The organism is Pseudonocardia sp. ICBG1142, from assembly GCF_020496255.1.
Taxonomy (GTDB): domain Bacteria; phylum Actinomycetota; class Actinomycetes; order Mycobacteriales; family Pseudonocardiaceae; genus Pseudonocardia.
In genome coordinates, this window is the sequence record NZ_JAHLJC010000031.1 from 287,248 (window position 1) to 311,838 (window position 24,591).

Consider the following 24,591-nt stretch of genomic DNA (forward strand, 5'->3'; position numbering starts at 1 on the left):
CCGCACCCGAACGACCGCACCCATCCGTCCCGCCCGGGACACCGGAGGCCACCACCATGACCAGTCTCGACGAGCGCAAGCGCGCCCTGATCGCCCGGCGCCTGGCCGAGTCCGGCCTGCGCCGCAGCGACCCCGGCGCCGCGCCGCGCCGGGCCGGTCGGACCGAGTTCCCGCTGTCGTTCGCGCAGCGACGGATGTGGCTGCACCACCAGATCGTGCCGGGCAGCACCGCGTTCAACCTGTGCATCGAGCTGACCGTCGACGGCGACCTCGACGTGGCGGCCCTGCGGGCGGCCTTCGACGCGCTGGTGGCCCGGCACGAGGTGTTGCGCACCACCTATCACGCGGGCGACGACGGCGACCCGTTCCAGCGGGTGCACGACTCGCTCGACTACCCCTGGGAGGTCCTCGACGCGCCCGGGGCCGCCGCCGTCGCGCGTCGTGCCCGGGTTCGCGAGCTGGCCCGCGAGCGGGCGTCGCGGCCCTACGACCTCGCCGCGGACTCCGCGCTGCGGGTGGCGGTGGTCCGGGAGGGCCCGGCACGCACGACGGTGTTGCTGCAGGTCCACCACATCGCCTGGGACGGCCTCACCTTCGCCGTGATCTCCCGCGACCTGGAGCGCGCCTACCGGCAGGCCCTGGACGGTGCGGTGACCACGACCCCACCGCAGCGCCAGGTCGCGGACTTCGCCGATGCCGAACAGCGGGCGTGGGCCGCGGCCGGGCAGGGGAGCGGCCACGACGCCGACGCCGCGTTCTGGCGGGAGCGGCTCGCCGAACCGGTCCCCGCGCTGTTCGACCGGCTGCCGGCCGAGGACCCCACGGCCGGGGTCGAGACGGGTGGACGGGTCGACCGGCGCTTCTCCCCGGCCGCCGCCCGCGCGGTCCGGGAGCTGTCCGCGCAGCTGGGCACGACGCCGTACACGGTGGTCCTCGCCTGCTACAGCGCCGTGCTGAGCCGGTTCGCCGGCACCGGCGACGTCGCCGTCGGCACCGCCGTGGTCAACCGCGAGGAGGGCGGGGTCACCGAGCTCGTCGGCAACTTCGGCAACCTGGTCGTACTGCGCTCGCAGGTGCGGTCCGACGACACCGTCCGGTCGCTCACCGGCCGGGTCGCGGGCGTCGCGGCCGACGGGTTCGCCCACCAGGGCTTCCCCTACGACCGGCTCGTCGAGCAGCTGAACCCGTCGGCGTCGGGACAGGACCGTTCGCTGTTCGAGGCCCAGCTGCTGTTCCTCACCCAGAAGCTGGACGGCCCGCAGCTGCCCGGTGCCACCACGAGCTGGCTGCGCACCGACAACGGCACCGCCCAGCACCCGCTGGCGCTGGAGGTGTTCCTCACCGACGACGGCTTCGACGTCGAGGCCACCTACGCCGCGGCGCACCTCACCGCGGACGCCGTGTCCACCCTGCTGGCCGACCTCGAGGCACTGATCGAGGACGCCGGTGACGACCCGGACCGCCGGCTCGCCGACGTCTTCACCACCCGCCCGGTGCACCGGTCGCTCACCGCCACCGACGGCGCGCCCCGCTGGAACCCGGCCGACGCGCTCGGCCCGGGCGTCGCCGACCGCGCCGACGAGGTGGCCCTGGTCGGCGCGCCCGGCCCCGGGAAGGCTCCGGTGGAGGTGACCGTCGCCGAGCTCGACGACACCGCCGACCGCGTCGCCGCCGCGCTGCGTGCGCGCGGCATCGGGCCGGAGGACCGGGTCGCCGTGCTGCTGCCCCGCACCACCGGCCTGGTCGCCGCCGTGCTCGGCGTCCTGCGCGCCGGCGCGGTCCTCGTACCGGTGGATCCCGGCTACCCGGCCGCACGGATCCGGCACGTGCTCGCCGACTCCGCGCCCGCCCTGGTGATCACCGACGGTGCCGCCGTCACGACCGGTGCGGCCACGGCGAGCGTCGCGGACCTGGCGACGGGCCCGGCCCCGGACCGGCCGTTCGTCCGGCCGCGCCCCGAGCAGGCCGCCTACCTCGTCTACACCTCCGGATCGACCGGCGTGCCCAAGGGCGTCCTCGGCACCCACCGCGGCCTGGCCCGGCGGCTGGACTGGGCGGGCCGGGCCTGGCCGGTCGAGCCCGGTGACGTCCGGGTCGCCAAGAGCTCGATCGCCTTCATCGACGGGGTCACCGAACTGCTCGCCGCGCTGGCCGGTGGGGCGCGGGTGCTGGTCGCCGACGACGCCACCGCGACGGAGCCGGAGGCACTGGCCCGGCTGCTGCGCACCGAGCCGGTCGCGCAGGTCACCGCCGTCCCGTCGCTGGTGTCCGTGCTCGCCGAGACCCCCGGCCCGGTCGCGGTGCGCCGCTGGATCTGCTCCGGCGAGCCGCTGACCGCCACCGCCGTCGCGGCCGCGCGCGCGTGGGCGCCCGGCTCGGTCGTCGTGAACTCCTACGGATCCTCCGAGGTCGCCGGCGACGTGCTCGCCGGCGAGGTCGACGGCGAGCACGTCACGGCCGGACGGGTGGTGCCCGGCAGCACCGTCGCGCTGCTCGACCGGTTCCTGGCCCCGGTACCCGACGGCGTCGTCGGCGAGCTGTACGTCGGCGGCGAGCAGGTGGCCCGCGGCTACGCCGGCCGGCCGGCCGAGACCGCCGCCCGGTTCGTCGCCGACCCTGCCGTGCCCGGTGCCCGCCTCTACCGCACCGGTGACCTCGCCCGGCGCCTGCCCGACGGCCGGTTCGAGCTGCTCGGCCGCGCCGACGACCAGGTCACCGTGCGCGGCGTGCGGGTCGAACCCGGCGAGGTGGAGGCCGCCCTGGTCGCACAGCCGGGTGTGCGCGCGGCCGTGGTCGTCGCCCGCACGGTCGGCGACGGACCGTCCCTGGTCGCCTACGTCGTCCCCGCCGACGACACCGCCGAGCTCGTGGGGGAGGACCTGCGCACGGCCGTCGCGCAGCGGCTGCCCTCGCAGTTCGTGCCGGCCACGGTCGTCGTGCTCCCGGAGCTGCCGCGCACCCCCGGCGGCAAGATCGACACGCGTGCGCTGCCGGTCCCCGACCGCGTCCACGGTGGCTCGCGCCCGCCCCGGGACGACCGCGAGCGCGCACTGTGCGCACTGTTCGAACAGCTCCTCGACCGCACCGGGGTCGGCGTCGACGACGACTTCTTCGTCCTCGGCGGGCACTCGCTGTCCGCGCTGCGGCTGGCCAACCGGGTGCGGGCACGGCTCGGCGCCCCGGTCACGGTCCCCGACGTCTTCGCCCGCCCGACCGTCGCCGGACTCGCCGCGCTGGTCGCGGACCGCGCCCTCGCCGGTACCGACGACCGGGACCCGGCTGCCGCCGACGGCCCGGTCCGCCGCCCGGACACCGCACCCGCGGTCCTCGCCCCTGCCCAGCATCCGATGTGGACGCTGTACCGGATGCAGGGCCCCGGCGCGGCCTACAACGTCCCCCGCGAGTGGACCGTCGCCGGCCCGTTCGACCCCGAGGCGTTCCGTGCCGCGCTGCACGACGTCGTCGCCCGTCACGAGGTGCTGCGCACCACCTACGGCGAGACCGCCGACGGCACGGTCACGGTGGACGTCCATCCGCCCGGTGAGCTCCCGGTGCACGTCGGGACCGGAGCGTCGGACGAGGCGGGCGCCGACGCGACGCTCGCCGCGCTCGTCGGGCACCGCTTCGACCTGGAGCGCGAGGCCCCGGTCCGCGCCGAGATCGTCCGCACTGCCGACGACCGCCACCGCATCGGGCTCGTCTGCCACCACATCGCCGTCGACGAGTGGTCCCTGCGGGTCCTGCTCGCCGACCTCGGCACCGCCTACGCCGCCCGCCGCGCCGGGCGCGCCCCCGCCCTGCCCGCACCGCCGCTGCGCTTCGGCGACGTCGCCGCCTGGCAGGCCGCGCTCGTCGGGACCCCGCAGGAGCCGACCGACCGGGCACGACGCCAGCTGGAGTTCTGGGCCGACCGGCTGACCGGCGCACCGCCGGTCAGCACGCTCCCCACCGACCGGCCCCGGCCCGCGACGCCCGGTGGGCACGGCGCCGAGGTCCGCTCCGAGTTCCGCACCGAGCTGGCCGCGGCGCTCGGCGCCGCCGCCCAGCGGCACGGGACCAGCATGTTCATGCTCCTGCACGCCGCACTGGCCGTGCTGCTGGAGGCGCACGCCGACGCCGACCGCGACCCCGGCGACGACGCCGGGGAGACCGTCGTGGTCGGCACCCCGGTCTCGGCGCGGCGGCACGCGGGGGCCGAGGACGTCGTCGGGTTCGCGCTGACCACCCTGGCGCTGCGGCTGGACCTGCACGGTGACCCGACCCTGGCCGAGGTCCTGGACCGGGCCCGCACCGCGGACCTGGCCGCGATGGAGCACGCCGACGTCCCCTTCGACCGCGTCGTCGACCGGATCGGCCCGGAGCGGGGCGCGGCCTCGCCCCTGTTCCAGGTGGAGCTGCTCTACCTGCGCACCGACCCCGACCGCAGCGAACTCGACCTGGACGGCGCCGTCACCACGGCCCGGCGCACCGGCACCGGCTCGGCGAAGTTCGACGCGACCTTCGCCTTCCACGAGTCCGTCACCGCGACCGGCGACCCGCGGCTGGGCGTGATCGTCGAGTACGCCACCGAGCTCTACGACGCCACGACGATCGAGGCGGTGCTCGCGCGGCTGGAGCGGCTGCTGGACCTGGTCGCCTCGGCGCCCGGCACCCGGCTCTCCCAGCTGCGGCTCGACCCGCCGGCCCCGGCACCCGCTCCGGCGCCGACCGGCACCGACCGGCTCCCGGAGACCCTCCCCGCCACCCTCGCGGCGCTGTTCGCCGCGACCGTCGCGGCCCGGCCCGCCGCCCCCGCGCTGGTCGCCGGGGCGGAGCGGCTGACCTGGCGCGAGCTCGGTGACCGTGCCGGGCGGCTGGCCGCCGTGCTCGTCGCCGACGGGGTCCGCCCGGGGGACCGGGTGGCCGTCGGCGTCCCGCGCGGCGCAGACATGGTCGTCGCGGTGCTCGCCGTCGCCCTCGCCGGGGCCACCGCGGTCCCGCTGGACGTCGACTCCCCGGCCGGTCGCCTCGCGCTCATCGTCGGCGACGCCCGGCCGCACAGCCTGCTGGCCGTCGCCACGACCCCGCAGAGCGTGACCGGTCTCGGCCCGCGCGTGGTCAGGGTCGACGCGCTCCCGGCGGACGTCGCACCGCTGCCCGAGCCCGTCGCCGTCCCCGCAGCGCAGCCGGCGTACATCGTCTACACCTCCGGGTCCACCGGCCGGCCCAAGGGCGTCGAGGTCCCGCACCGCGCGGTGCTGTCGCTGCTGGCGGCGACCGTGGCACCCGGCGGCACCATGGACGTCACCGCCGACGACGTGTTCTCCCTGGTCCACTCGATCGCCTTCGACGTGTCGGTGTTCGAGCTGTGGGGCGCGGTCGCGACCGGCGCGACGGTCGTGGTCGTCGACGGCGACACCGCCCGTGACCCGGAGCGCCTCTGGGCACTGATCGCGGCCGAGCGGGTCAGCGTGCTCAGCCAGACGCCCTCGGCGTTCGGCCCCCTGGCCCTCGCCGAGCCCACCGGCGGCGCGGCGGCCGAGACCCTGCGCTACGTGGTGTTCGCCGGGGAGGCACTGGAGCCGCGGCTGCTGCGGGACTGGTGCGCCCGGCACGCCCCCGGCGCCCCGGTGCTGGCCAACCTCTACGGCATCACCGAGACCACGGTGCACACCACCTACCGCGAGATCGGCCCCGCCGACCTCGACCGGCCGGTCAGCCCGGTCGGTGGCCCACTGGCCGGGCTGGAGGTACGGCTGCTGGACCGGCGGCTGCGACCGGTCCCGCAGGGCGTCGTCGGCGAGATCCACGTCGCCGGCGCCCAGCTCGCCCAGGGCTACGCCGACCGCCCCGACCTCACCGCCGTCCGGTTCGTGGCCGACCCCGACGGCCCACCCGGCACCCGGCTCTACCGGTCCGGTGACCTCGCCCGGTTCGACCGGGCCGGGGAGCTGGAGTTCGCCGGCCGCGCCGACGAACAGGTGAAGATCCGCGGGTACCGGGTCGAGCTGGGGGAGGTCGACGCCGGCCTGCTCACGCTGCCGGGGATCGCGCAGGCGGTCACCCGGGTGCACACCGGCACCGACGCCGCCGACCGGCGGCTCGTCGGCTACGTCGTGCCGACCCCCGGCACCACGGCCGACCCCGCCGCCGTGCGCACCGCGCTGGGCGCCGTCCTGCCCGGGTACATGGTCCCGGCTGCGATCGTCGTGCTGGAGCGGCTGCCGTTGACCGTCAACGGCAAGCTCGACCGCCGCGCCCTGCCCGAGCCCGACTTCGGCGGGGGCCCCGTCACCGCGGACCGCGAGCCCGCCGACGACGTCGAGCGGACCCTGTGCGCCGCGTTCGCCCAGGTCCTCGGTGCTGCCCGGGTCGGCCCGGACGACGACTTCTTCACCCTCGGCGGCGACAGCATCCTCGCCACCCGGGTCGTGCGGGCCGCGCGCGAGGCCGGACTCGACGTCCGCACCTCGCACGTGTTCGCCCACCGGACCCCGGCCGGGATGGCCCGCGTCGCGGGCACGGCACCGCAGACGGTCCGCACCGACACCCGGCTGCTGCGCGACCTGCTCGGGCTCGGCCCGGCCGACGTCGCCGCGCTCGGCGAGCGGGTCGGCGGCACCGCCACCGACGTCTGGCCGATGTCCCCGCTGCAGGAGGGCCTCTACTTCCAGTCCGTCTACGACGCCGCCGAGGGCACCGGCGGTGACACGGCCGGCAGCGGCGTCTACATCCTGCAGACCGTGTTCACCCTGGACCGCACCCTGGACCGCGAGCGGCTCCGGGACGCGCTGGCCCGGCTGGTCGCGGCCACGCCGCTGCTGCGGGTGGGGTTCACCACCGACGACCGCGGTCGCCCGGTCCAGGTCGTCCGGGGTCACCTCCCCGACCTGCCGGTGCCGGAGCTGTCCGTGGCGTCCGTGGACGGTGCCCGCGAGGCCGCCGAGCAGGAGCGGGCGCGCCCCATCCCGCTCGACGCGCCGCCGCTGTTCCGCCTGCTCCTCGTGCACCTGCCCGACGGCCGGGACCGGCTGGTGCTCACCAACCACTTCCAGCTGTTCGACGGCGCCTCGGCCATGCGCGTCGTCGACCGCCTGCTCACCCTGCACGACGGTGGCGAGCCCCCGGCGGCGCCCGGCTACGACACGTACCTGCGCTGGACCGCCGACCAGGACGAGAAGACCTCGCGCGAGGTGTGGGAGCGGGCCTACGCCGACCTCGCCGCCCCGACCCTGGTCGCGGGCGAGGAGCAGCGGTCCTTCACCGAACCCTCGGCCCGGATCGGGACCCGGCTCGGGGTCCCGCTGTCCGACCGGGTCCGGGCCGTCGCCGCCGGGCACGGGGTCACCATCAACACCGTCCTGATCGCGGCGCTCGGCGTCGTGCTCGGCCATGCCACCGGCGGCGACGACGTCGTGCTCGGCACGCCGATGGCCGTCGCACCGGACGAGATCGCCGGGGTGGAGCATGCCGTCGGGCTCTTCCTCAACACCGTCCCCGTCCGGGTCCGGCTCGCCCCCACCGACACCGGCGCCGACGTGCTGCGCCGCCTCGCCGACGAGCGCGCCGACCTCGTCGCGCACGAGTACCTCGGGCTGGGGCAGATCCAGCAGGCCACCGGCCGTCCGCGGCTGTTCGACACCCTGTTCACCCTGCGCAACGCCTGGGACGCGTTCGCCGAGGCCGCGCAGCGGCACGGGATGGCCGACGTCGAGACCCTCGACGACTCCCACTTCCCGCTGTCGTTCGCGGTCAACCCGTTCGACGACATGGAGCTGACCGTCGACCACCGTCCGGAGGCGGTCGACACCGATACCGCACGGTCGCTGATGGACCGCTTCGTCGCGGTGCTCGACGCCCTCACCGCCGCGCCGGACGCCCCGCTCGCCGCGGTCGACCTCGGCGTCGCCGTTGACACCGGTGCGACCGCCACCCCGGTCCCGGACGCCACGATCGCCGAGCTGCTCGCCGAGCGGGCCGCGACCTGCCCGGACCGCACCGCCCTGGTGGCGGGGGAGTCCCGGCTGACCTTCGCCGAGCTCGACGCCCGGGTCACCCGCACCGCGCGGGTCCTGCGGGCCCGCGGTGCCGGCCCCGAGACCGTCGTGGCGCTGGGTCTGCCGCGCTCGACGGCCAACGTCGTCGCGTTGTTCGCGGTGCTGCGTGCCGGTGCGGCCTACGTGCCGTTGGAGCTGGACCATCCCGACGAGCGGCTCGCGGAGATCCTCGACGCGTCGGGTGCGGCGCTGTTGGTCACCGATTCCACCGTCGCCGCCCGCTTCGATCCGTCCGTGCCGCAGGTGCGTCTGGACGAGGCCGGTCTGTTCGACGGTGTCCCGGACACGCCGCTGACCGACGAGGAGCTGGGTGCTTTCGCGCCCGGTACCCCGGGCCGGCTGGACCACCCTGCGTACGTGATCTTCACGTCGGGGTCGACGGGGAAACCGAAGGGTGTCGTCACTCCGTTCCGCGGGTTGACGAACATGCAGGTCAACCATCGCCGCGAGATCTTCGCCCCGACGATCGAGGCGGCGGGTGGTCGTGTGTTGCGGATCGCGCACACGGTGTCGTTCGCGTTCGACATGTCGTGGGAGGAGCTCCTGTGGCTGGTCGAGGGGCACGAGGTGCACGTGTGTGACGAGCAGCTGCGCCGGGACGCGGAGCGTCTGGTGGCCTACTGCGCCGAGCACGCGGTCGACGTCGTGAACGTGACCCCGACCTATGCCCATCACCTGTTCGCCGCGGGTCTGTTGGACGGTCCGCACGTGCCGCCGTTGGTGCTGCTCGGTGGTGAGGCGGTGCCGGAGTCGGTGTGGTCGCGGTTGCGCGACACCGAGGGGACGTGGGGCTACAACCTGTACGGGCCGACCGAGTACACGATCAACACCCTCGGCGCGGGCACCATCGACAGCGCCACCTCCACGGTCGGCACCGCCATCACCAACACCGCGGCCCACGTCCTCGACGGCTGGCTGCGGCCGGTGCCCGACGGCGTGGTCGGCGAGCTCTACATCGCCGGAGCAGGGCTCGCCCGCGGCTACCTGGACCGTCCCGCCCTGACCGCGGAGCGGTTCGTGGCCGACCCGTGGATCCCGGGCGGCCGGATGTACCGCACCGGTGACCTGGTCCGGCGCCGCCCGGACGGCAACCTCGACTTCCTGGGGCGCAGCGACGACCAGCTCAAGATCCGCGGCTACCGGGTGGAACCGGCCGAGATCGAGACCGCGCTGGCCGCCGCCGACGGGGTCTCCCAGGCCGCCGTCGTCGCCCGCCCGCACCCGGAGGTCCCCGGCCAGCGCCAGCTCGCGGCCTACCTCGTCGGCGATCCCGACCCGGCCACCGTCCGGGACGCGGTGGCCCGCGTGCTGCCCGACTACATGGTGCCCACCCTCTGGGCGGTGGTCGACGCGCTCCCGCTCACCGTCAACGGCAAGCTCGACGTCGGCGCCCTCCCCGAGCCCGCCGCCCTGCGCCGCAGCGGCGGACGCGCACCGCGCACACCACTGGAAGAGACCCTCTGCTCGATCGTCGCGGAGGTCGTCGGCGTCGACGGCGTCGGCCCCGACGACGACTTCTTCGACCTCGGCGGCGACAGCATCTCGGCGCTGGCCCTGGCGAACCGGGCCCGCAAGGCCGGCATCCGGATCCGCCCCCGCCACGTGTTCGAGGCCCGCACCGTCACCCGGCTCGCCCCCTACGGCAGCCGGACCGCCACGGCCCGCCCGGCCCTGCAGCCCGTGCACCACGACGGACCCGAACGGGAGATCTCCGCCGGGCAGCGGCAGATGCTGGCGCTGTCGCGGGTCGGCGGACCCAGCGCGGTCTACAACGTGCCGGGCGTCCTGCGCCTGCACGGCCCGCTCGACACCGACGCGCTGCGCGCCGCCTGGCTCGACGTCCTCGGCCGGCACGAGGTGCTGCGCACGATCTACCCCGACGGCGCGACCACGGCCCGGGTGCTCGAGCCGGGCGCCGTCGGACCGGTCGTCACCACCGAGCGGATCGACGCGGCGGACCTCGACGGCCGGATCGAGACCGCGGTGCGCACCCCGTTCGACCTCGCCCGCGAGGCACCGACCCGGGTCACCCTGTTCGAGCTGGGCCCCGACGAGCACGTCCTGGTCGCGGTGCTGCACCACATCGCCGTCGACGAGTGGTCATGGCGCCCCCTCATCGAGGACCTCCAGAGCGCCTACCGGGCACGGCTGCGCTCCGGCCCGGACGCGCCGTCTTCGCTGCCCGCACCGACCGTCCGCTACGCCGACTTCGCCGCCTGGCAGCGCGACTGCCTCGCCGACGGGTCGGACACCTCGGCCACGGCGCAGCTGGACTTCTGGCGGACCACACTGACCGGCGCCCCGGTCGAGACCACGCTGCCGGTCGACCGGCCGCGTCCCGCCGCCCCCACCGGGGCGGGGGACGCCGTACCGGTCGAGGTGGGCCCGGAGCTGACCGCCGCGCTGCACCGGCTGGCCCGCTCGCACGACGTCACCGTGTTCATGCTGCTGCACGCCGCCCTCGCCGTGCTGCTGTCCCGGCACACCGGCTCGCCCGACGTGGTCGTCGGCACCCCGATCTCGACCCGCTTCGACCCGGCGCTCGACGACGCGGTGGGCTACTTCCTCAACACCCTCGCCCTGCGGACCGACGTGGCGCTCGACCACACGGTGGCCGACCTGCTGCGCGCGGTCCGGGGCGCCGACCTCGACGCCTACGACCGGGCCGACGTGCCCTTCTCCGACGTCGTCGCCGCCGTGGCCCCGGACCGGGCGCCCGGGCGCAGCCCGCTGTTCCAGGTGATGGTGGTGTGCCTGGGCGGCGACGCGAACGCCCTGACCCCCCGCCTCGACGGCGTGGACGCGAGCGCCGACGTCGTCCGCACGGGCACGGCGAAGTTCGACGCGTCGTTCAACTTCACCGACACCCCCGACCTGCTCTCCGGCGTCGTCGAGTACTCCACCGACCTGTTCGACCGGTCCACGATGGAGCGCGTCGCCGACCGCATGGTCGCGGTACTGCGGGCCTTCGCCGACGACCCGGCACGTCCGGTCGGGTCGATCGACGTCCTCGCCCCGGGCGACCACGCCGACGCCGTCGCGCGTGCGGCGTCCGCGGTCGCCCCGGTCCCGGACGCCACCATCGCGGAGCTGCTCGCCGAGCGCGCGGCGACCTGCCCGGACCGGACCGCTCTGGTCTCCGGCGACGAGCACGTCACCTTCGCCGAGTTCGACGCCCGCGTCACCCGGCTCGCCCGCGTCCTGCGCTCCCGCGGGGCCGGCCCGGAGACGGTCGTGGCACTCGGGCTCCCGCGCTCGGTGGACAACGTGGTGGCGTTGTTCGCGGTCCTGCGTGCCGGTGCGGCCTACGTGCCGTTGGAGTTGGACCACCCCGACGAGCGGCTGGCCGAGGTGCTCGCCGCCTCGGGGACGACGCTGCTGGTGACGGTCGCGGGGGTGGCCGCACGGTTCGACGGTGCGGTGGAGCAGGTGCGCCTGGACGAGACCGGTCTGTTCGACGGTGTCCCGGACACACCGCTGACCCACGAGGAGCTGGGGTCGTTCGCACCCGGCACCCTGGGCCGGCTCGACCACCCTGCGTACGTGATCTTCACGTCGGGGTCCACGGGCAAGCCGAAGGGTGTCGTCACTCCGTTCCGTGGGTTGACGAACATGCAGGTCAACCACCGGCGCGAGATCTTCGCCCCGACGATCGAGGCGGCGGGCGGACGGGTGCTGCGGATCGCGCACACGGTGTCGTTCGCCTTCGACATGTCGTGGGAGGAGCTCCTGTGGCTGGTCGAGGGCCACGAGGTGCACGTGTGCGACGAGGAACTGCGTCGCGACGCGGAACGGCTCGTCGAGTACTGCGGCGAGCACCGGGTCGACGTGGTGAACGTGACCCCGACCTATGCCCATCACCTGTTCGCCGCGGGCTTGTTGGACGGTCCGCACGTGCCGCCGTTGGTGCTGCTCGGTGGTGAGGCGGTGCCGGAGTCGGTGTGGTCGCGGTTGCGCGACACCGAGGGGACGTGGGGCTACAACCTGTACGGGCCGACCGAGTACACGATCAACACCCTCGGCGCGGGCACCACCGACAGCGCGACGTCGACCGTCGGCACGGCGATCACCAACACCGTCGCGCACGTCCTCGACGGCCGGCTGCGGCCGGTGCCCGACGGCGTCGTCGGCGAGCTCTACATCGCCGGAACCGGACTGGCCCGCGGCTACCTGGACCGGCCGGACTCGACGGCGGAGCGGTTCGTCGCCGACCCGTGGACCCCGGGTGGCCGGATGTACCGGGCCGGTGACCTGGTGCGGCGCCGCGGCGACGGGAACCTGGACTTCCTCGGCCGCAGCGACGACCAGGTGAAGATCCGTGGCTACCGGGTGGAACCGGCGGAGGTCGAGACCGCGCTGGGCGCGGTGGAGGGGGTCGACCAGGCCGCCGTCGTCATCCGCACGACCGGGACGACGAAGCGGCTCGCGGCCTACCTGGTCGGCGATCCCGACCCGGAGACGGTCCGCGACGCGGTGGCCCGCGTGCTGCCCGACTACATGGTGCCCACCCTGTGGGCGGTGGTCGACGCGCTGCCGCTGACGGTCAACGGCAAGCTCGACACCGGTGCGCTGCCCGAGCCCGAACCGATCGCGCACCGCGCCTCCCGCGCCCCCCGCACCCCGCTCGAACAGCGGCTGTGCGCGATCGTCGCCGCCGTCCTCGGACTCGACACGGTCGGCATCGACGACGACTTCTTCGGCCTCGGCGGCGACAGCCTCGGCGCCATCGACATCGCCGCCACTGCCCGGCGCGAGGGCATCGAGCTGCGCGTACGGGACCTGCTCGTCGCCGGGACGGTCGCCGCGGTCGCGGCGGCGCTCGACGCCGGCGAGGGCGAGGGCGAGGGCGGTGACACAGCCGGTACCGCCGGCACGGTCGGTGCCGGGGCATCGGCCACCCCGGCCGCCGACGAGCCCGGCACCGCGCCGCTCACTCCGGTCCTGTCCTGGCTGGGATCCGTGGGCGGCCCGGTCGCCGGCCGGGCACAGGCGGTGCTGGTCACCACCCCCGCCGGGTTCGACGCCGACGACCTCACCGCGCTGGCCGACGCCCTGGTCACCCGGCACCCGGTCCTGCACTCGGCCCTGGAGACCGACGCGGACGGGCGCTGGACGGGCCTGCAGATCCTCCCGCGCCGCGACGCCGACCCGGCTGCGCTGGTCCGGCGGGTTCCCGTCGACCCGGCCGCCGGGGCCGACGCACTCACCCGCGCCGTCGCCGACGCGACCCGCACCGCCCGCGACGAGCTCGACGCGGGACCCGGCGGGATGCTGAGGCTGCTCTGGTTCGACCGCGGCACCGAACCGGGACGGCTCGCGGTCGTGGCGCACCACCTCGCCGTGGACGGCACGTCCTGGCGGGTGCTCGCCGAGGACATCGCGACCCACGGCACCGGGACCGAACCGGCCCCGGAGGCCACCGGCTTCGCCGCGTTCGCCGCGCGGCTGCGGGCCCACGGCGCCGGACCACAGGTCACCGCGGAGACCGGCTTCTGGAGCGAGACCCTCGCCTCGTCGGCCCTGCTGCCGGCGCTGCGGCCCCGCGACCACCGGGACACCCACGCCGACCTCCGGCAGACCGTCGTGACCGGCCCGGACGTCGTCACCACGCTCGCCGGGCTGCACGGCGCCGGCGCCGAGGCGGTGCTGCTCGCCGTCCTCGGGGAGGCGCTCACCGTCACCGCGCCGGACGGCCCGCTGCTGGTCGACCTCGAACACCACGGCCGCGCCGAGGAGCTCGGGGACGACATCGACCTCGCCCGGACGGTGGGCTGCCTCACCGTGCTCGCCCCGGTCCCGGTGCGCGGCACCCCCGGCCCGGAGGTACCCGACGCGGCTCCCGCGATCGCCAGGGCCCGCGACGCCGTCGCCGCACCGCCCGGGCGCGGCCTGGGCTGGGGCCTGCTGCGGTACCCGGCCGACGGCACGGCCCGGGTCACCGGCCCGGGAGCGGAGGTCGCGCTCAACTGGCTCGGTCGCACCACCCGGCCCGCCGGGACCGCGAGCGGCGGCTGGGAGCTCGCCCCCGAGCAGACCGCGGTACGGGTCGGACCCGCGCCCGGCGTGCGGGTCGCGCACTCGCTCGTCGTCGACGTGCTGCTGCGCGACACCATCGACGGCCCCGTCCTGGAGTCGACCTTTGCCCACCCCACCGGCGTCCTCGACGCCGGCACGGTCGACCGGGTCGCGCAGCGCTGGGCCGAGGTCCTCATGACCTGGTCGGTGCGTGGCTGATGGCGTCCCTGCTGGTCGACGTCAGCCCGCTGCGCGAGGACCGGACGTTCCGCAACCTGTTCGTCGCCCGGACCATCCTGCTGTTCGGGGTCGGGATCGTCGCGGTCACCGTGCCGCTGGAGGTCTACGGCCGCACCGGCTCCACCCCGGTCGTCGGGATGGTGACCGCGATCGAGTCGGTGGCGTTCGTCGTCGGCTACCTCGGCGGCGGGGTCCTCGCCGACCGGGTCGACCGCTGGCTCCTGGTGCGCGTCACCTGGCTGATCAGCGGGACGACGTTCGCCGGGCTCGCGGTGAACGCCGCCTGGATCGGGTCGACCCCGTTGACCGCCGCACTGGTCGCCGCGAACGGGCTGTCCGGCGCCACCTGCATCACCGCGATGCTCGCCGTGACCCCGTCCATCGTGGACCGGGCCAAGCTGCACGCGGTCGGGGCGTTGAACACCGTGTCGCTGCGACTCGGCGCGGTGGTCGCCCCGGCCGTCGGCGGCATCGTGTTCGCGGTCGCCTCCGCCGCCTGGAACTACACCGCCGGCGCACTCGCCGCCGCCGTGACCTGGGTGCTGCTCATGGTCGCGCCGCCACCGGGCCGGGGACGGACGACCGCGGCCGCCTCGGCCGGTCCGGACGGCGACCGGCCCGACGCGGCGGCCGGCGCGGGCGGCGGAGACGGCGCACCGCAGGAACCGGTGGAGAGCCCGCTGGCCGCCCTGCGCTCCGGTGCCCGGTTCGCGGTCCGCGAGCCGGTGGTGTTCGGCGTGATGGTCGCCGGTCTCGTCGGGATGGTCGGCGGAGGCTCGTTCGTGCTGGTCCCGGCCTTCGTCGAGGCCCGCTTCGGCGGCTCGTCCACCGTCGTCGGCCTCATGTACTCGGCACTCGCGGCCGGGGTGGTGCTCGGCTCGCTGGGCAGCGGCTGGGTCCGGCGCAGCCCGCGCCCCGGCCGGCTCCTGCTGGCCCTGATGGTCCTCTGCTACGCCTGCTACGCGCTGGCCGGCGCCGCACCGACCGTCGCGCTGGTCCTCGCCGCCCTGGTCGCCGCCGGCGCGACGAACGCGATCGAGGAGGTGCTGCGCTACACCCTGCTGCAGCTCCGCACCCCCGACGCCCTGCTGGGCCGGGTGAACAGCCTGTTCGCCGCCCAGGCCATGACCGGCGCCGCGATCGGCGCCGTCGTCGCCGGGTTCGTCGGCGGCGTCGTCGGCGACGGCGACGCGCTCTGGGTCTACAACACCGTCACCGGTCTGGTCGCCGCCGCGACCGGACTGCTGCTCGGACCGCTGCGCCGGGTCACCCGCGCATCCATCGAGGAGGAACGATGATCTTCGTCGGCGACGGCGCCCTGCTGTGGCGCGCCGTCCGGCACGCCCGGGCCGACGGCCACCCCGTCGACCTCGTCTGCCACGGGCCCCGCACCACCCCACCGCCGGGGTTCGACCCGGGCGCCGCCCGCGAGGTCCGCAGCGGAGCCGACCTCGACGCGCTCGCCGGCGAGCTCGCCGAGCGGTGCACCGACGGCCTGCTGTGGTCGATCGACAACCCGTTCCTGTTCCGGGAGAAGGTACTGGCCTCGGGGCTGCGGCTGCTCAACGTGCACGGAGGGCCGCTGCCGTCCTACCGCGGCCTCCCTCCGGTGACGGCCGCCTACGCCGTGCTGCACGGCGAGACCAGCTTCGCCGCGACCCTGCACGAGATCGACGCCGGTATCGACACCGGCCCGGTGCTGGCCGAGGCGCGGTTCCCCGTCGACGCCGACGCGGTGCTGGAGGACGTGCTGTCCGACCTCGTCGAGGCCGCGCACCGGGCGTTCACCGAGAACCTCGGCGCGGTCGTCGACGGCACCGCCGGACCGGCCCGCCGGCCCGAGGGCGAACCCGGCTACTACGGGCTCGCCGAGGGACTCGCACTCGCCGGGATGCGGGACCACCCCCGCTACGACCAGGCCACCGACCTGGGGATGTTCGCCGACTACTACCCCGACGCCGCGACGGCCTGGGGCCGCTGAGCCGGCCGTCCCACCTGCCCGTCGACGCCCGGCCCACCACGCCCCGGCACCCCACGACGACCCCCACCCCGGTGGCACGAGCGCCGGCCCGAAGGAGAACCGACCATGTCCACGACCACCGAGGCGGCCGGCCCGCCGCGCACCCAGCCCGCCCCCACCGATCCGACCCGCAGCGCCGCCGATCGCACGCCTGCCGACCGCACCGCCACCGACCGCACCGCCACCGACCGCACCGCCACCGACCGCACCGCCACCGACCGCACCGCCACCGACCGCACCGCCACCGACCGCACCGCCACCGACCGCATCGCCGGCGCGACCGCCGTCGCCCGCACGGTGCCCGACTCGGACCCCTACGTGCTCTACGAGCGCGGCGAGGACGTGTTCCTGGCCGCGGGCACCGCCGCCGAGATCGTGCTGGGTCCCGACGGCCTGACCGTCACCGCGCCCACCGGCACCCGGCACGAGCCGCTCGGCGCGGACCCGCTCGGCCAGGTCTCCGCCGCCCTCGCCGAGGTCGGCGGCACCGGGTGGCAGGCGTTCGGCTGGGCGTCGTTCGAGCTGGCCCACCTCCTGCACGGCGGGGAGCTCCCCGCGGACACCGGCACCCTGCTGCACCTGCTGCACCTGCTGCTTCCCCTCCACACCGCGCACCTGCACCCCGGCGGCGTGGACGTCGACACCGCCGACGACGCCGTCGCACGGGCCTGGCGCGACGCGATCCTCGGTGCCGGGCACGCAGCACCCCGCACCGGGCCGGCGGTGACCGTCGACGAGTCCGCCCGCGCCGAGGCCTACCGCGGCTCGGTGGCCGCCGCCGTCGCCGAGATCGGCGAGGACCGCTTCCGCAAGGTCATCCTGTCCCGCACCGTCCCGGTCACCGAGCCGGTCGACCTGCCCGCCACCTACCGGCACGGCCGGGCGCACAACACCCCGGCCGGCTCGTTCCTGCTGCGCCTCGGTGGGCTGGAGGCGGCCGGGTTCAGCCCGGAGACCGTCGTCGAGGTCGCCGCGGACGGGACCTTCTCCACCCAGCCGCTCGCCGGCACCCGGGCCCGGTCCGGCGAGCCGGAACGCGACGCCGAGCTGTCCGACGAGCTGCGGCGCGACCCCAAGGAGATCTACGAGCACGCGGTGTCGGTCCAGGTCGCCCAGGACGAGGTGTGCGAGGTGAGCGACCCGGACGCCGTCGTCGTGGAGGAGTTCATGCGGGTGGTCGAGCGCGGCAGCGTGCAGCACCTCGCGTCCCGCGTCCGCGGCAGGCTCCGGCCCGGCGCCACCGCCTGGGACGCGCTGGGACGGCTGTTCCCCGCGGTCACCGCGTCCGGGCTGCCGAAGGCCCCGGCGTGCGCGGCGATCAGCCGCCACGAGGGAGCACGCGGCCTCTACAGCGGCGCGGTGCTGACCGTCGACCACACCGGTGCGCTCGACGCGGCGCTCGTGCTGCGCGCCATCTACCGCGCGCAGGGCCGGACCTGGCTGCGGGCCGGGGCCGGCATCGTCGGCGCGTCCACCCCGGAACGGGAGCTGGAGGAGACCCGGGAGAAGCTGCGCAGCGTCAGCCGGTTCCTGGTCGGAGAGGAGACGACGTGACCGTGCTCATCGACGGGGCGCTCGGCTGGCCCGACGCGGACGTGGAGCGCTACCGGCGGGAGGGCTACTGGGGCGAGGACACCCTCGGCGACCTGCTGGGACAGTGGGCCGGCCGGTACGGCGACGCCGTCGCCGTCGTCGCGGGGCCCAGCCGGCGGACCTACGCCGAGCTGGACCGGGCCGCGGACGCTCGCGCCCGCTCGCTGCGGGCACTCGGCATCGCCGAGGGCGACCGCGTCGTGGTGCACCTGCCCAACACCGCCGAGTTCCCGGTGACCCTGTTCGGGCTGCTGCGGGCCGGGGCGGTGCCGGTGCTGACCCTGCCCGCGCACCGGCAGGCCGAGATCGAGCACCTCGCCGCGCTCTCCGGGGCCGTCGCCTACGTCGGACCCGACGTCGTCGAGGGCTTCGACCACCGCGAGCTCGCACTGCAGGTGGCGAAGGCGGTCCCCTCGTTGCGGCACCTCCTCGTCGACGGCGAACCGCTGCCGGGGACGACCGCGATCGCCGACCTGCCCGCCGGCACCGCCGAGCCGCTCCCGCGGCCCGACCCCGGACAGGTCGCGGTCCTGCTCGTCTCCGGCGGCACCACGGGCAAGCCGAAGCTGATCCCGCGCACCCACCGCGACTACGCCTACAACGCCCGGGCCAGCGCCGAGGTCTGCGCGCTGACCGCCGACGACGTCTACCTCGCCTGCCTGCCGCTGGCGCACAACTTCCCGCTGGCCTGCCCGGGCCTGCTCGGCGCCCTCGGGGTCGGGGCCACGGTCGTCCTCGCGTCGGTCCCGAGCCCCGACGTCACCCTCGGGCTGGTCGCGGCCGAGGGCGTCACGGTCACCGCGATGGTGCCGCCGCTGCTGCGGCTCTGGGCCGACCTCGCCGGCGACGGCCGCGGGTCCTGGGACCTGTCGACCCTGCGCCTGGTCCAGGTCGGCGGGGCCAAGTGCGACGCGACGCTCGCCCGCCGGGTCCGCCCCGAGCTCGGCGCCGCCGTGCAGCAGGTCTTCGGGATGGCCGAGGGGCTGCTGAACTACACCCGGCTCGACGACCCCGACGACCTCGTCGCGGTCAGCCAGGGGCGCCCGCTCAGCCCGGCCGACGAGGTCCGGGTCGTCGACCGCGACGGCACCGACGTCGCGGAGGGGACGGCGGGGGAGCTGTGGACCCGCGGCCCGTACACGCTGCGGGGCTACTACCGGGCCCGCGAGCACGACGCGACGTCGTTCACCCCGGACGGCTACTACCGCACCGGCGACCTGGTGCGCCGCCTCCCGACCGGGCACCTCGTCGTCGAGGGCCGGATCAAGGACGTCGTGAACCGCGGCGGCGAGAACGTCGCGGCCACCGAGCTGGAGGAGCACCTGCTGGCGCACCCGGACATCGCCGGCGCGGCCGTCATCGGCATCCCGGACGACGACCTGGGCGAGGCGGTGTGCGCGGTGATCGTCCCGGCACCCGGTGCGACCCCGCCGAAGCGGCGTCACCTGCGCACCTTCCTGACCGAGCGCGGGCTGGCCCGCTTCATGTCCCCGGACCGGGTCGTCGTCCGGGACGACCTGCCGCTCACCGCCGTCGGTAAGATCGACAAGCGGGCACTGGGTGCGCTGCTCGCCGCCGAGAGCGAGGTGCGCGGATGACGGTCACGACCCTCAACGGCATCCGGCTGTCCTGGACCGACCACGGAGGCGACGGCCCGCCCGTCGTCCTGGTGATGGGCACCGGCAGCCCGGGACGGGTCTGGCAGACCCACCAGGTTCCCGCGCTCCGCGAGGCCGGCCACCGCGTCGTGACCCTCGACAACCGGGGCATCCCGCCGACCGACGAGTGCGCGCACGGGTTCACCGTCGACGACATGGCTGCCGACGTGCTCGCCCTGGTCACCCACCTCGACGCGGGCCCGGCGGCGCTCGTCGGCACCTCGCTCGGCTCCCGCGTCGTGATCGAGGCGGCGCTGGCCCGGCCGGACCTGGTCACCCGGGTCGTCGCGATGGCCGCGCACGCCCGGCTCGGCCCCGTGCAGCGGGCGATCACCGCGGGCGAGATCGCACTCGCCGACGCCGGGGTCGAGCTGCCCGAGGACTACCACGCCGCGGTGTCCGCGTTGCAGTACCTGTCGCCGTCGACCCTGCGTGCCGACCGGGAGGCCCAGGACTGGCTCGACGTCCTGGCGTTCGCCGGGGCGGGGGTGTCCAAGGGACACCGGGCCCAGCTGCAGGTGTCGATGGACCTGGGGGACCGGACCGAGGCCTACCGGGCGCTCGCCGTGCCGCTGCTGGTGCTCGCCTTCGCCGACGACGCCGCGATCCCACCGCACCTGAGCCGCGAGGTCGCCGACGCCGTGCCCGGTGCCCGGTACGTCGAGATCGCCGACGCCGGGCACTACGGCTACCTCGAGCGGCCCGCCGAGGTGAACCGGGCGACGGTCGCGTTCCTCAGCGGCCGGTAGCGGGCGCGGCGGCCACCCGCTCCAGCGCCGGGCGCAGCCGGTCGAGGAGCCAGCCGGTGGACACCACGTTCGGTGCCTGCAGCGCGATCGCCTCGTCGAGGCCGATCGGGACGTAGGTCGTGCGGGCCAGCGCCCGCGCGACCACCGGGTTGCCCTCGAACCGCCGACGGTCGGCCGGGGTCGGGAAGCTCATGACGACCAGGTCGGCCTCGGCCAGGCGACCCGCCTCCTCGTAGGACAGCGCGACCGTGCCGGGGGCGACCTCGTCACCGGCGGGCGGGTCGGTGGCGAAGGTCGGCGGCAGGCCCAGCCCGAGCGCGCGGGTCAGCGCGGTGGACTGGTTCGCGGGGTCGACGATGACCGGGATGACGTCGCCCCGTGCCTGTCCGACCAGCACCGACCGGCCGGCGAGGCCGGGCAGCTGGGCCCGCAGCGCGGCGACGGCGCCGTCGGCCCGCGCCACCAGCTCCTCGGCCCGCTCCGGTGCCCCGAGGGCCGCGCCGATCCGCCGGGCGTCGTCCTCCATCGGGGCGCCGAACAGCACGTCGCGGTAGACGACGGTCGGGGCGATCGCGCTCAGGCGCTCGTAGGCGTCGCGGTCGGTGACCAGGTAGGACGACACGGCCAGGATGACGTCCGGGCGGTACGCCGCGATCCGCTCCAGCGGCAGCGGCTCCAGCTCACTGATCGTCAGCACCCCGTCCGGGAACGGCGCGAGGTAGGGCGCCTGCGGCTGCGACTCCCCGGCGTTGCGCAGGCCACCGACGACGTCCGCCCCGAGCGCCCTGGCGACCGCGACGTCGGCCGACCCCAGCGCGACGACCCGCTGCGGACGGGCCGGGATCGTCGTCGTCCCGAAGGCGTGGTCCAGCGTCAGCGGGAACGCGGCGTCCGCGCCCTGCGGCCCGGCCGCCTGCGGTGCGGCGGAGCATCCGGCGACGAGCAGCACGGTCGCGACGACGAGTGCGACGACGGTGGCGACGACCGACGAGCGGGCCGGGCCGAGCGATGGGGTGTGCACGGTCCGACAGTCGTCCGCGGGCGGCTCCCGGTTCCGGCGAGCGGCGTTCCCCACACCCGCGGCGCCCGTCCGCGTGCGATGTCCCCCGGCGGAGCGGGGTCGCCGCGCCCGTTGCGCCCCGGCGCTCGGGTCACGCGGGTCCTCCCGTGGGCGTCCGGGTCGGCGCCGGGAAGGCGGCCGCGACGGCGCCGGGGGCGCGGCCGGGGCCGGGCGTGTCGGCGAAGGTCTGGGCGATCGCGACCCACTCCGCGGCCACCGGACCGGTCGTGGTCACGTCGGTGTCCTCGACGTGCCGGCGCTGGGTGGCGACCAGGCAGAAGCCGAGCGCGGAACCGGTGACCCGGTCCGCGGCGTCCTCCGGGCCCCAGGTCCACGAGGCGCCGGAGGGGGCGAGCAGCTCGACCCGCACGGGCACCTGCGGGACCTCGCGGCCGTTGTTGCGGAAGGTGAAGCCGAAGGTCTGCACGCCGAGGTGGGCGACGTGGCGCAGCCGGTCCGTCGGCTCCCGGAGCACCCCGAGCGCGTCGGCGACATCCTGGCCGTGCGCCCAGGTCTCCATCAGCCGGGCGGTGACCGAGGACAGGGCACTCATGTCGGGCCCGTACCAGGGCAGCCGGGTCTTCGGCTCGATGCCGCGGAACGTGCCGACGAGGGCGTCGCGGGCCCCGGCGAACCACGCCCGGACCTCCTCCGCCCCGAGCCCGGCGTGGTCCGCGGCGACCCGGTCGGGGAAGCCGGGACCCAGCTCCCGCAGCGCGGCCGCCCGCGACCGGAAGGTCTCCGGGTCCGTCGCGGCGAGGGCGGCGGCCTCGTCGAAGTAGGCGAGATGGGTGAGCTGGTCGCGGACGCTCCAGCCCTCGGCCGGGGTCGGCGCGCCGATCCCGGCGTCGTCGAGGTCGGCGACCATCGCCCGGACGACCGCGCTCTCGGCCTCCAGGTCGTCGAGGACCGCGTCCATGGACACCATGGTCAGATGCTCTCCTGCCGGACGGGCGCGCCGTAGGTCACGTCGCTCGTGTCGGGCCGTCACCTCGCTGCCACGGCCTGCGGATCATGGTGGACCGTGTCGAGGACATCGGGAAGTACAGAGGAGGACATCGGGAAGCACGGACGACCGATTGCGTGACCGATCCCCGGGGACCGCGCCCTTCGTAACGTCACCGCCGGGTCGCCCGTCCCGCACCTCGGCACGCGACAGCGCGACGGGAGGCCCCCGCGGCGACCGATCGCCCGGCTGGTGCACCGGGCCCGCCACGGTCCCGGTGGGAGAGGGGTAGACGTGAGGATCACGATCCTGGGACGCGGCACCGTCGGCGGCGGCCTGGCCGCGCTCTGGTCGGCCGCCGGGCACACCGTCACCGGTCTGGGCCGCGACGGTGGTGACGCGACCGGGGCCGACGTGCTCGTCGTCGCCGTCCCCGGAGACCAGGTCGCCGACGCGCTGGGCCGGACGACCGGGATCGCCGGCGTCCCCGCGATCGACGCCACCAACGTCTACGGACCGCGCGACCCGGAGCACGAGTCGAACGCGCACCTCGTCCGCTCCCGGACGGGCGGGCCCGTCGCGAAGTCCTTCTGCGCGAACTTCGCGTCCGAGTACCCGCGCCTGGCGACACAGACCACGCCCCCGGGCAACCTGGTGGCGGCCGACCCCGCGATCCGCACGCTCGTCGACCGGCTCAACCGGGACGCGGGGTTCGACCCGATCCACGTCGGCGGCCTGGAGGCGGCCCGGGCGATCGAGGACGCCGGCCCGTTGCTGATCGCGATCGCCCGCAACGGGACCGGCCCGTTCTTCTACCGGATCACCCCGACCGCCGGTTAGGCGGTCACGCCCAGCGGAGCGGGTCGTCCTCCAGCGCGGAGCGGTCCCAGTGCCCGAGGTCCGCAGCCGCCTCGTAGGTCGTGCGGAGGAACTCGGCGACCGCGCGGTCCGGGTCGGGTGCGGCGCGGGCGACCTCGTAGGGCAGCAGGAACTGCTGGAAGTCCGGGCTGTAGAAGGCACCGTCGGGGCCGACCGGGGCCTCGGCGAAGCCGTCGGGCGCGGGGTAGGCATAGGAGTAGAAGGCGCCCTCCTCGCCGCCACCGGGCCAGAACCCGCAGCTGGACAGCTCCCGCGAGTAGCCCTCGACCATGACTCAGTCGCCGCAGTTGGGCACCCCGCCCGGGTGCGCCGGCGCCGGCCTCCCGGAGAAGCGGGTGCAGGCCATGTCCATGCTGCCCCAGAAGAAGTGCACCGGGCTGACCTTGCCGACGAAGTGCGCCCGGAACTCACCGAGCACGCGGTTCACCTGCAGCAGCTGCCGCCAGAACAGGGTGGCGGCCTCGGCGTCGTAGGAGGCGTGGGTGAGGTCCTCGGCGAACGGGATCGCCGGGTCGACCTCGTTGGGGTGCGGCCGGATCGGTGCGGAGATGCCGAGCCGGCCGAGCACGTCCAGGACGGCGCCGTAGAACTCGGCCACCGACATCGGCGCCAGGTCGAAGCCGAGCGCGCCGCCGTCGCTGCTGCGGACCTCGAGCCGGTGGCCGAGCAGGTCGAGCTCGATCTCGAAGGCCCCGGTGCCGTACGGGACGGCCGACGTCGTCAGGCCCCGCGCGCTCGGGTACAGGGTCACCTGCCACCAGTGGTTGATCAGCGGGGCGTGTGCCATCCTGATCTTGCCCACGATCTGGGTCCACATGTGCAGGGTCTCGCGGGTGGCGGTCCAGTCCGCCACGCGCAGGCTCGGCCAGCTCGTCGTCGTGCTGCTCATCGGTCTCCTCGTGGATCGGCCGGACCGGGGTCGCGTTCCCGGTCCCGGCGGTGACGCGGCCCGTGGTGGTGTCCACCGGGGCCGCGGATGTGGCGCCGGCGACCGGTCAGTCGGTGACCCTGCTGGTCGCCCGGTACTCGAGGTGGGCGAGCTCGGGATGGCGCGCCAGCCAGGCAGCGACGAACGGGCAGATCGCGAGTACCCGCAGCCCGTCGGCCTGCGCCGACGCGATGCCCTCGCGGGCCAGCGCCGATCCCACCCCGCGTCCCTCGAAGGCCGGGTCGACCTCGGTGTGCACGAAGGCGACGAGCTCCGGTGTGCGTACGTACGCGGCGACGCCGGCGAGCGTCGTGCCGTCGTGGGCCTCGAACCGGTTCGCGGAGCGGTTGTCGGTGACGACGATCATGTGGGGCCTCTCTCCGTGGTCGCCCGTCGACCGGGCCGGCGGTACTCGGGGGTGGTCCGGGGCCGGGACCCCGCCCGCGCCCCGGATCATCGAGGCGAGG

Annotated in this window: 10 protein-coding genes and 1 pseudogene; 7 read left to right on the forward strand and 4 right to left on the reverse strand. The window is 75.8% G+C overall.

What is annotated here, in order from left to right; translation table 11 throughout:
• Nucleotides 1-56 precede the first annotated feature (56 nt).
• The 6 genes from KPL59_RS25605 (at nt 57) to KPL59_RS25630 (ending at nt 20,311) form a co-directional block, all read left to right on the forward strand.
• The gene (locus KPL59_RS25605) at nt 57-14,270 is read left to right on the forward strand and encodes a non-ribosomal peptide synthetase (protein ID WP_226362288.1); all 14,214 of its coding nucleotides are present in this window, start codon (nt 57-59) and stop codon (nt 14,268-14,270) included.
• On the forward strand, nt 14,270-15,589 hold the full coding sequence (locus KPL59_RS25610; protein ID WP_226362289.1) for an MFS transporter: 1,320 nt from the start codon (nt 14,270-14,272) through the stop codon (nt 15,587-15,589). The genes KPL59_RS25605 and KPL59_RS25610 overlap by 1 nt, the downstream gene beginning before the upstream one ends.
• Entirely contained in the window at nt 15,586-16,272 is a 687-nt protein-coding gene (locus KPL59_RS25615; RefSeq protein ID WP_226362290.1) for a formyltransferase family protein, read from the forward strand. The genes KPL59_RS25610 and KPL59_RS25615 overlap by 4 nt, the downstream gene beginning before the upstream one ends.
• Nucleotides 16,273-16,377: 105 nt before the next feature.
• Complete coding sequence (locus KPL59_RS25620) at nt 16,378-17,865, forward strand: salicylate synthase (RefSeq protein ID WP_226362291.1); 1,488 nt, start codon at nt 16,378-16,380, stop codon at nt 17,863-17,865.
• Nucleotides 17,862-19,502, forward strand: a complete 1,641-nt coding sequence (locus KPL59_RS25625) for a (2,3-dihydroxybenzoyl)adenylate synthase (protein ID WP_226362292.1) — start codon at nt 17,862-17,864, stop codon at nt 19,500-19,502. Before KPL59_RS25620 ends, KPL59_RS25625 begins: the two co-directional genes overlap by 4 nt.
• Complete coding sequence (locus tag KPL59_RS25630) at nt 19,499-20,311, forward strand: alpha/beta fold hydrolase (protein WP_226350995.1); 813 nt, start codon at nt 19,499-19,501, stop codon at nt 20,309-20,311. The genes KPL59_RS25625 and KPL59_RS25630 overlap by 4 nt, the downstream gene beginning before the upstream one ends.
• Here the strand turns inward: KPL59_RS25630 and KPL59_RS25635 are convergent.
• Nucleotides 20,298-21,332 carry an ABC transporter substrate-binding protein gene (locus KPL59_RS25635; protein WP_226362293.1) on the reverse strand — a complete coding sequence of 345 codons (1,035 nt, stop codon included), beginning with the start codon at nt 21,330-21,332 and terminating at the stop codon, nt 20,298-20,300. The two genes, KPL59_RS25630 and KPL59_RS25635, sit on opposite strands and share 14 nt — an antisense overlap.
• 130 nt (nt 21,333-21,462) lie before the next feature.
• Entirely contained in the window at nt 21,463-22,299 is an 837-nt protein-coding gene (locus KPL59_RS25640) for a TIGR03084 family metal-binding protein (protein WP_226350997.1), read from the reverse strand.
• A 312-nt stretch (nt 22,300-22,611) separates the two neighbouring features.
• Between KPL59_RS25640 and KPL59_RS25645 the strand changes: the two genes are divergently transcribed.
• Nucleotides 22,612-23,157: an NADPH-dependent F420 reductase gene (locus tag KPL59_RS25645; RefSeq protein ID WP_020625921.1), complete on the forward strand. Its 546-nt coding sequence runs from the start codon at nt 22,612-22,614 to the stop codon at nt 23,155-23,157.
• Nucleotides 23,158-23,161: 4 nt separating this feature from the next.
• Here KPL59_RS25645 and KPL59_RS25650 read toward each other — a convergent pair.
• Both KPL59_RS25650 and KPL59_RS25655 read right to left on the reverse strand, forming a co-directional pair.
• Nucleotides 23,162-24,085: pseudogene (locus KPL59_RS25650) on the reverse strand (DUF5996 family protein).
• A gap of 106 nt (nt 24,086-24,191) precedes the next feature.
• A complete protein-coding gene (locus KPL59_RS25655) occupies nt 24,192-24,491 on the reverse strand; it encodes a GNAT family N-acetyltransferase (RefSeq protein WP_020625919.1) in 300 nt (99 codons plus the stop codon).
• Nucleotides 24,492-24,591: the final 100 nt, after the last annotated feature.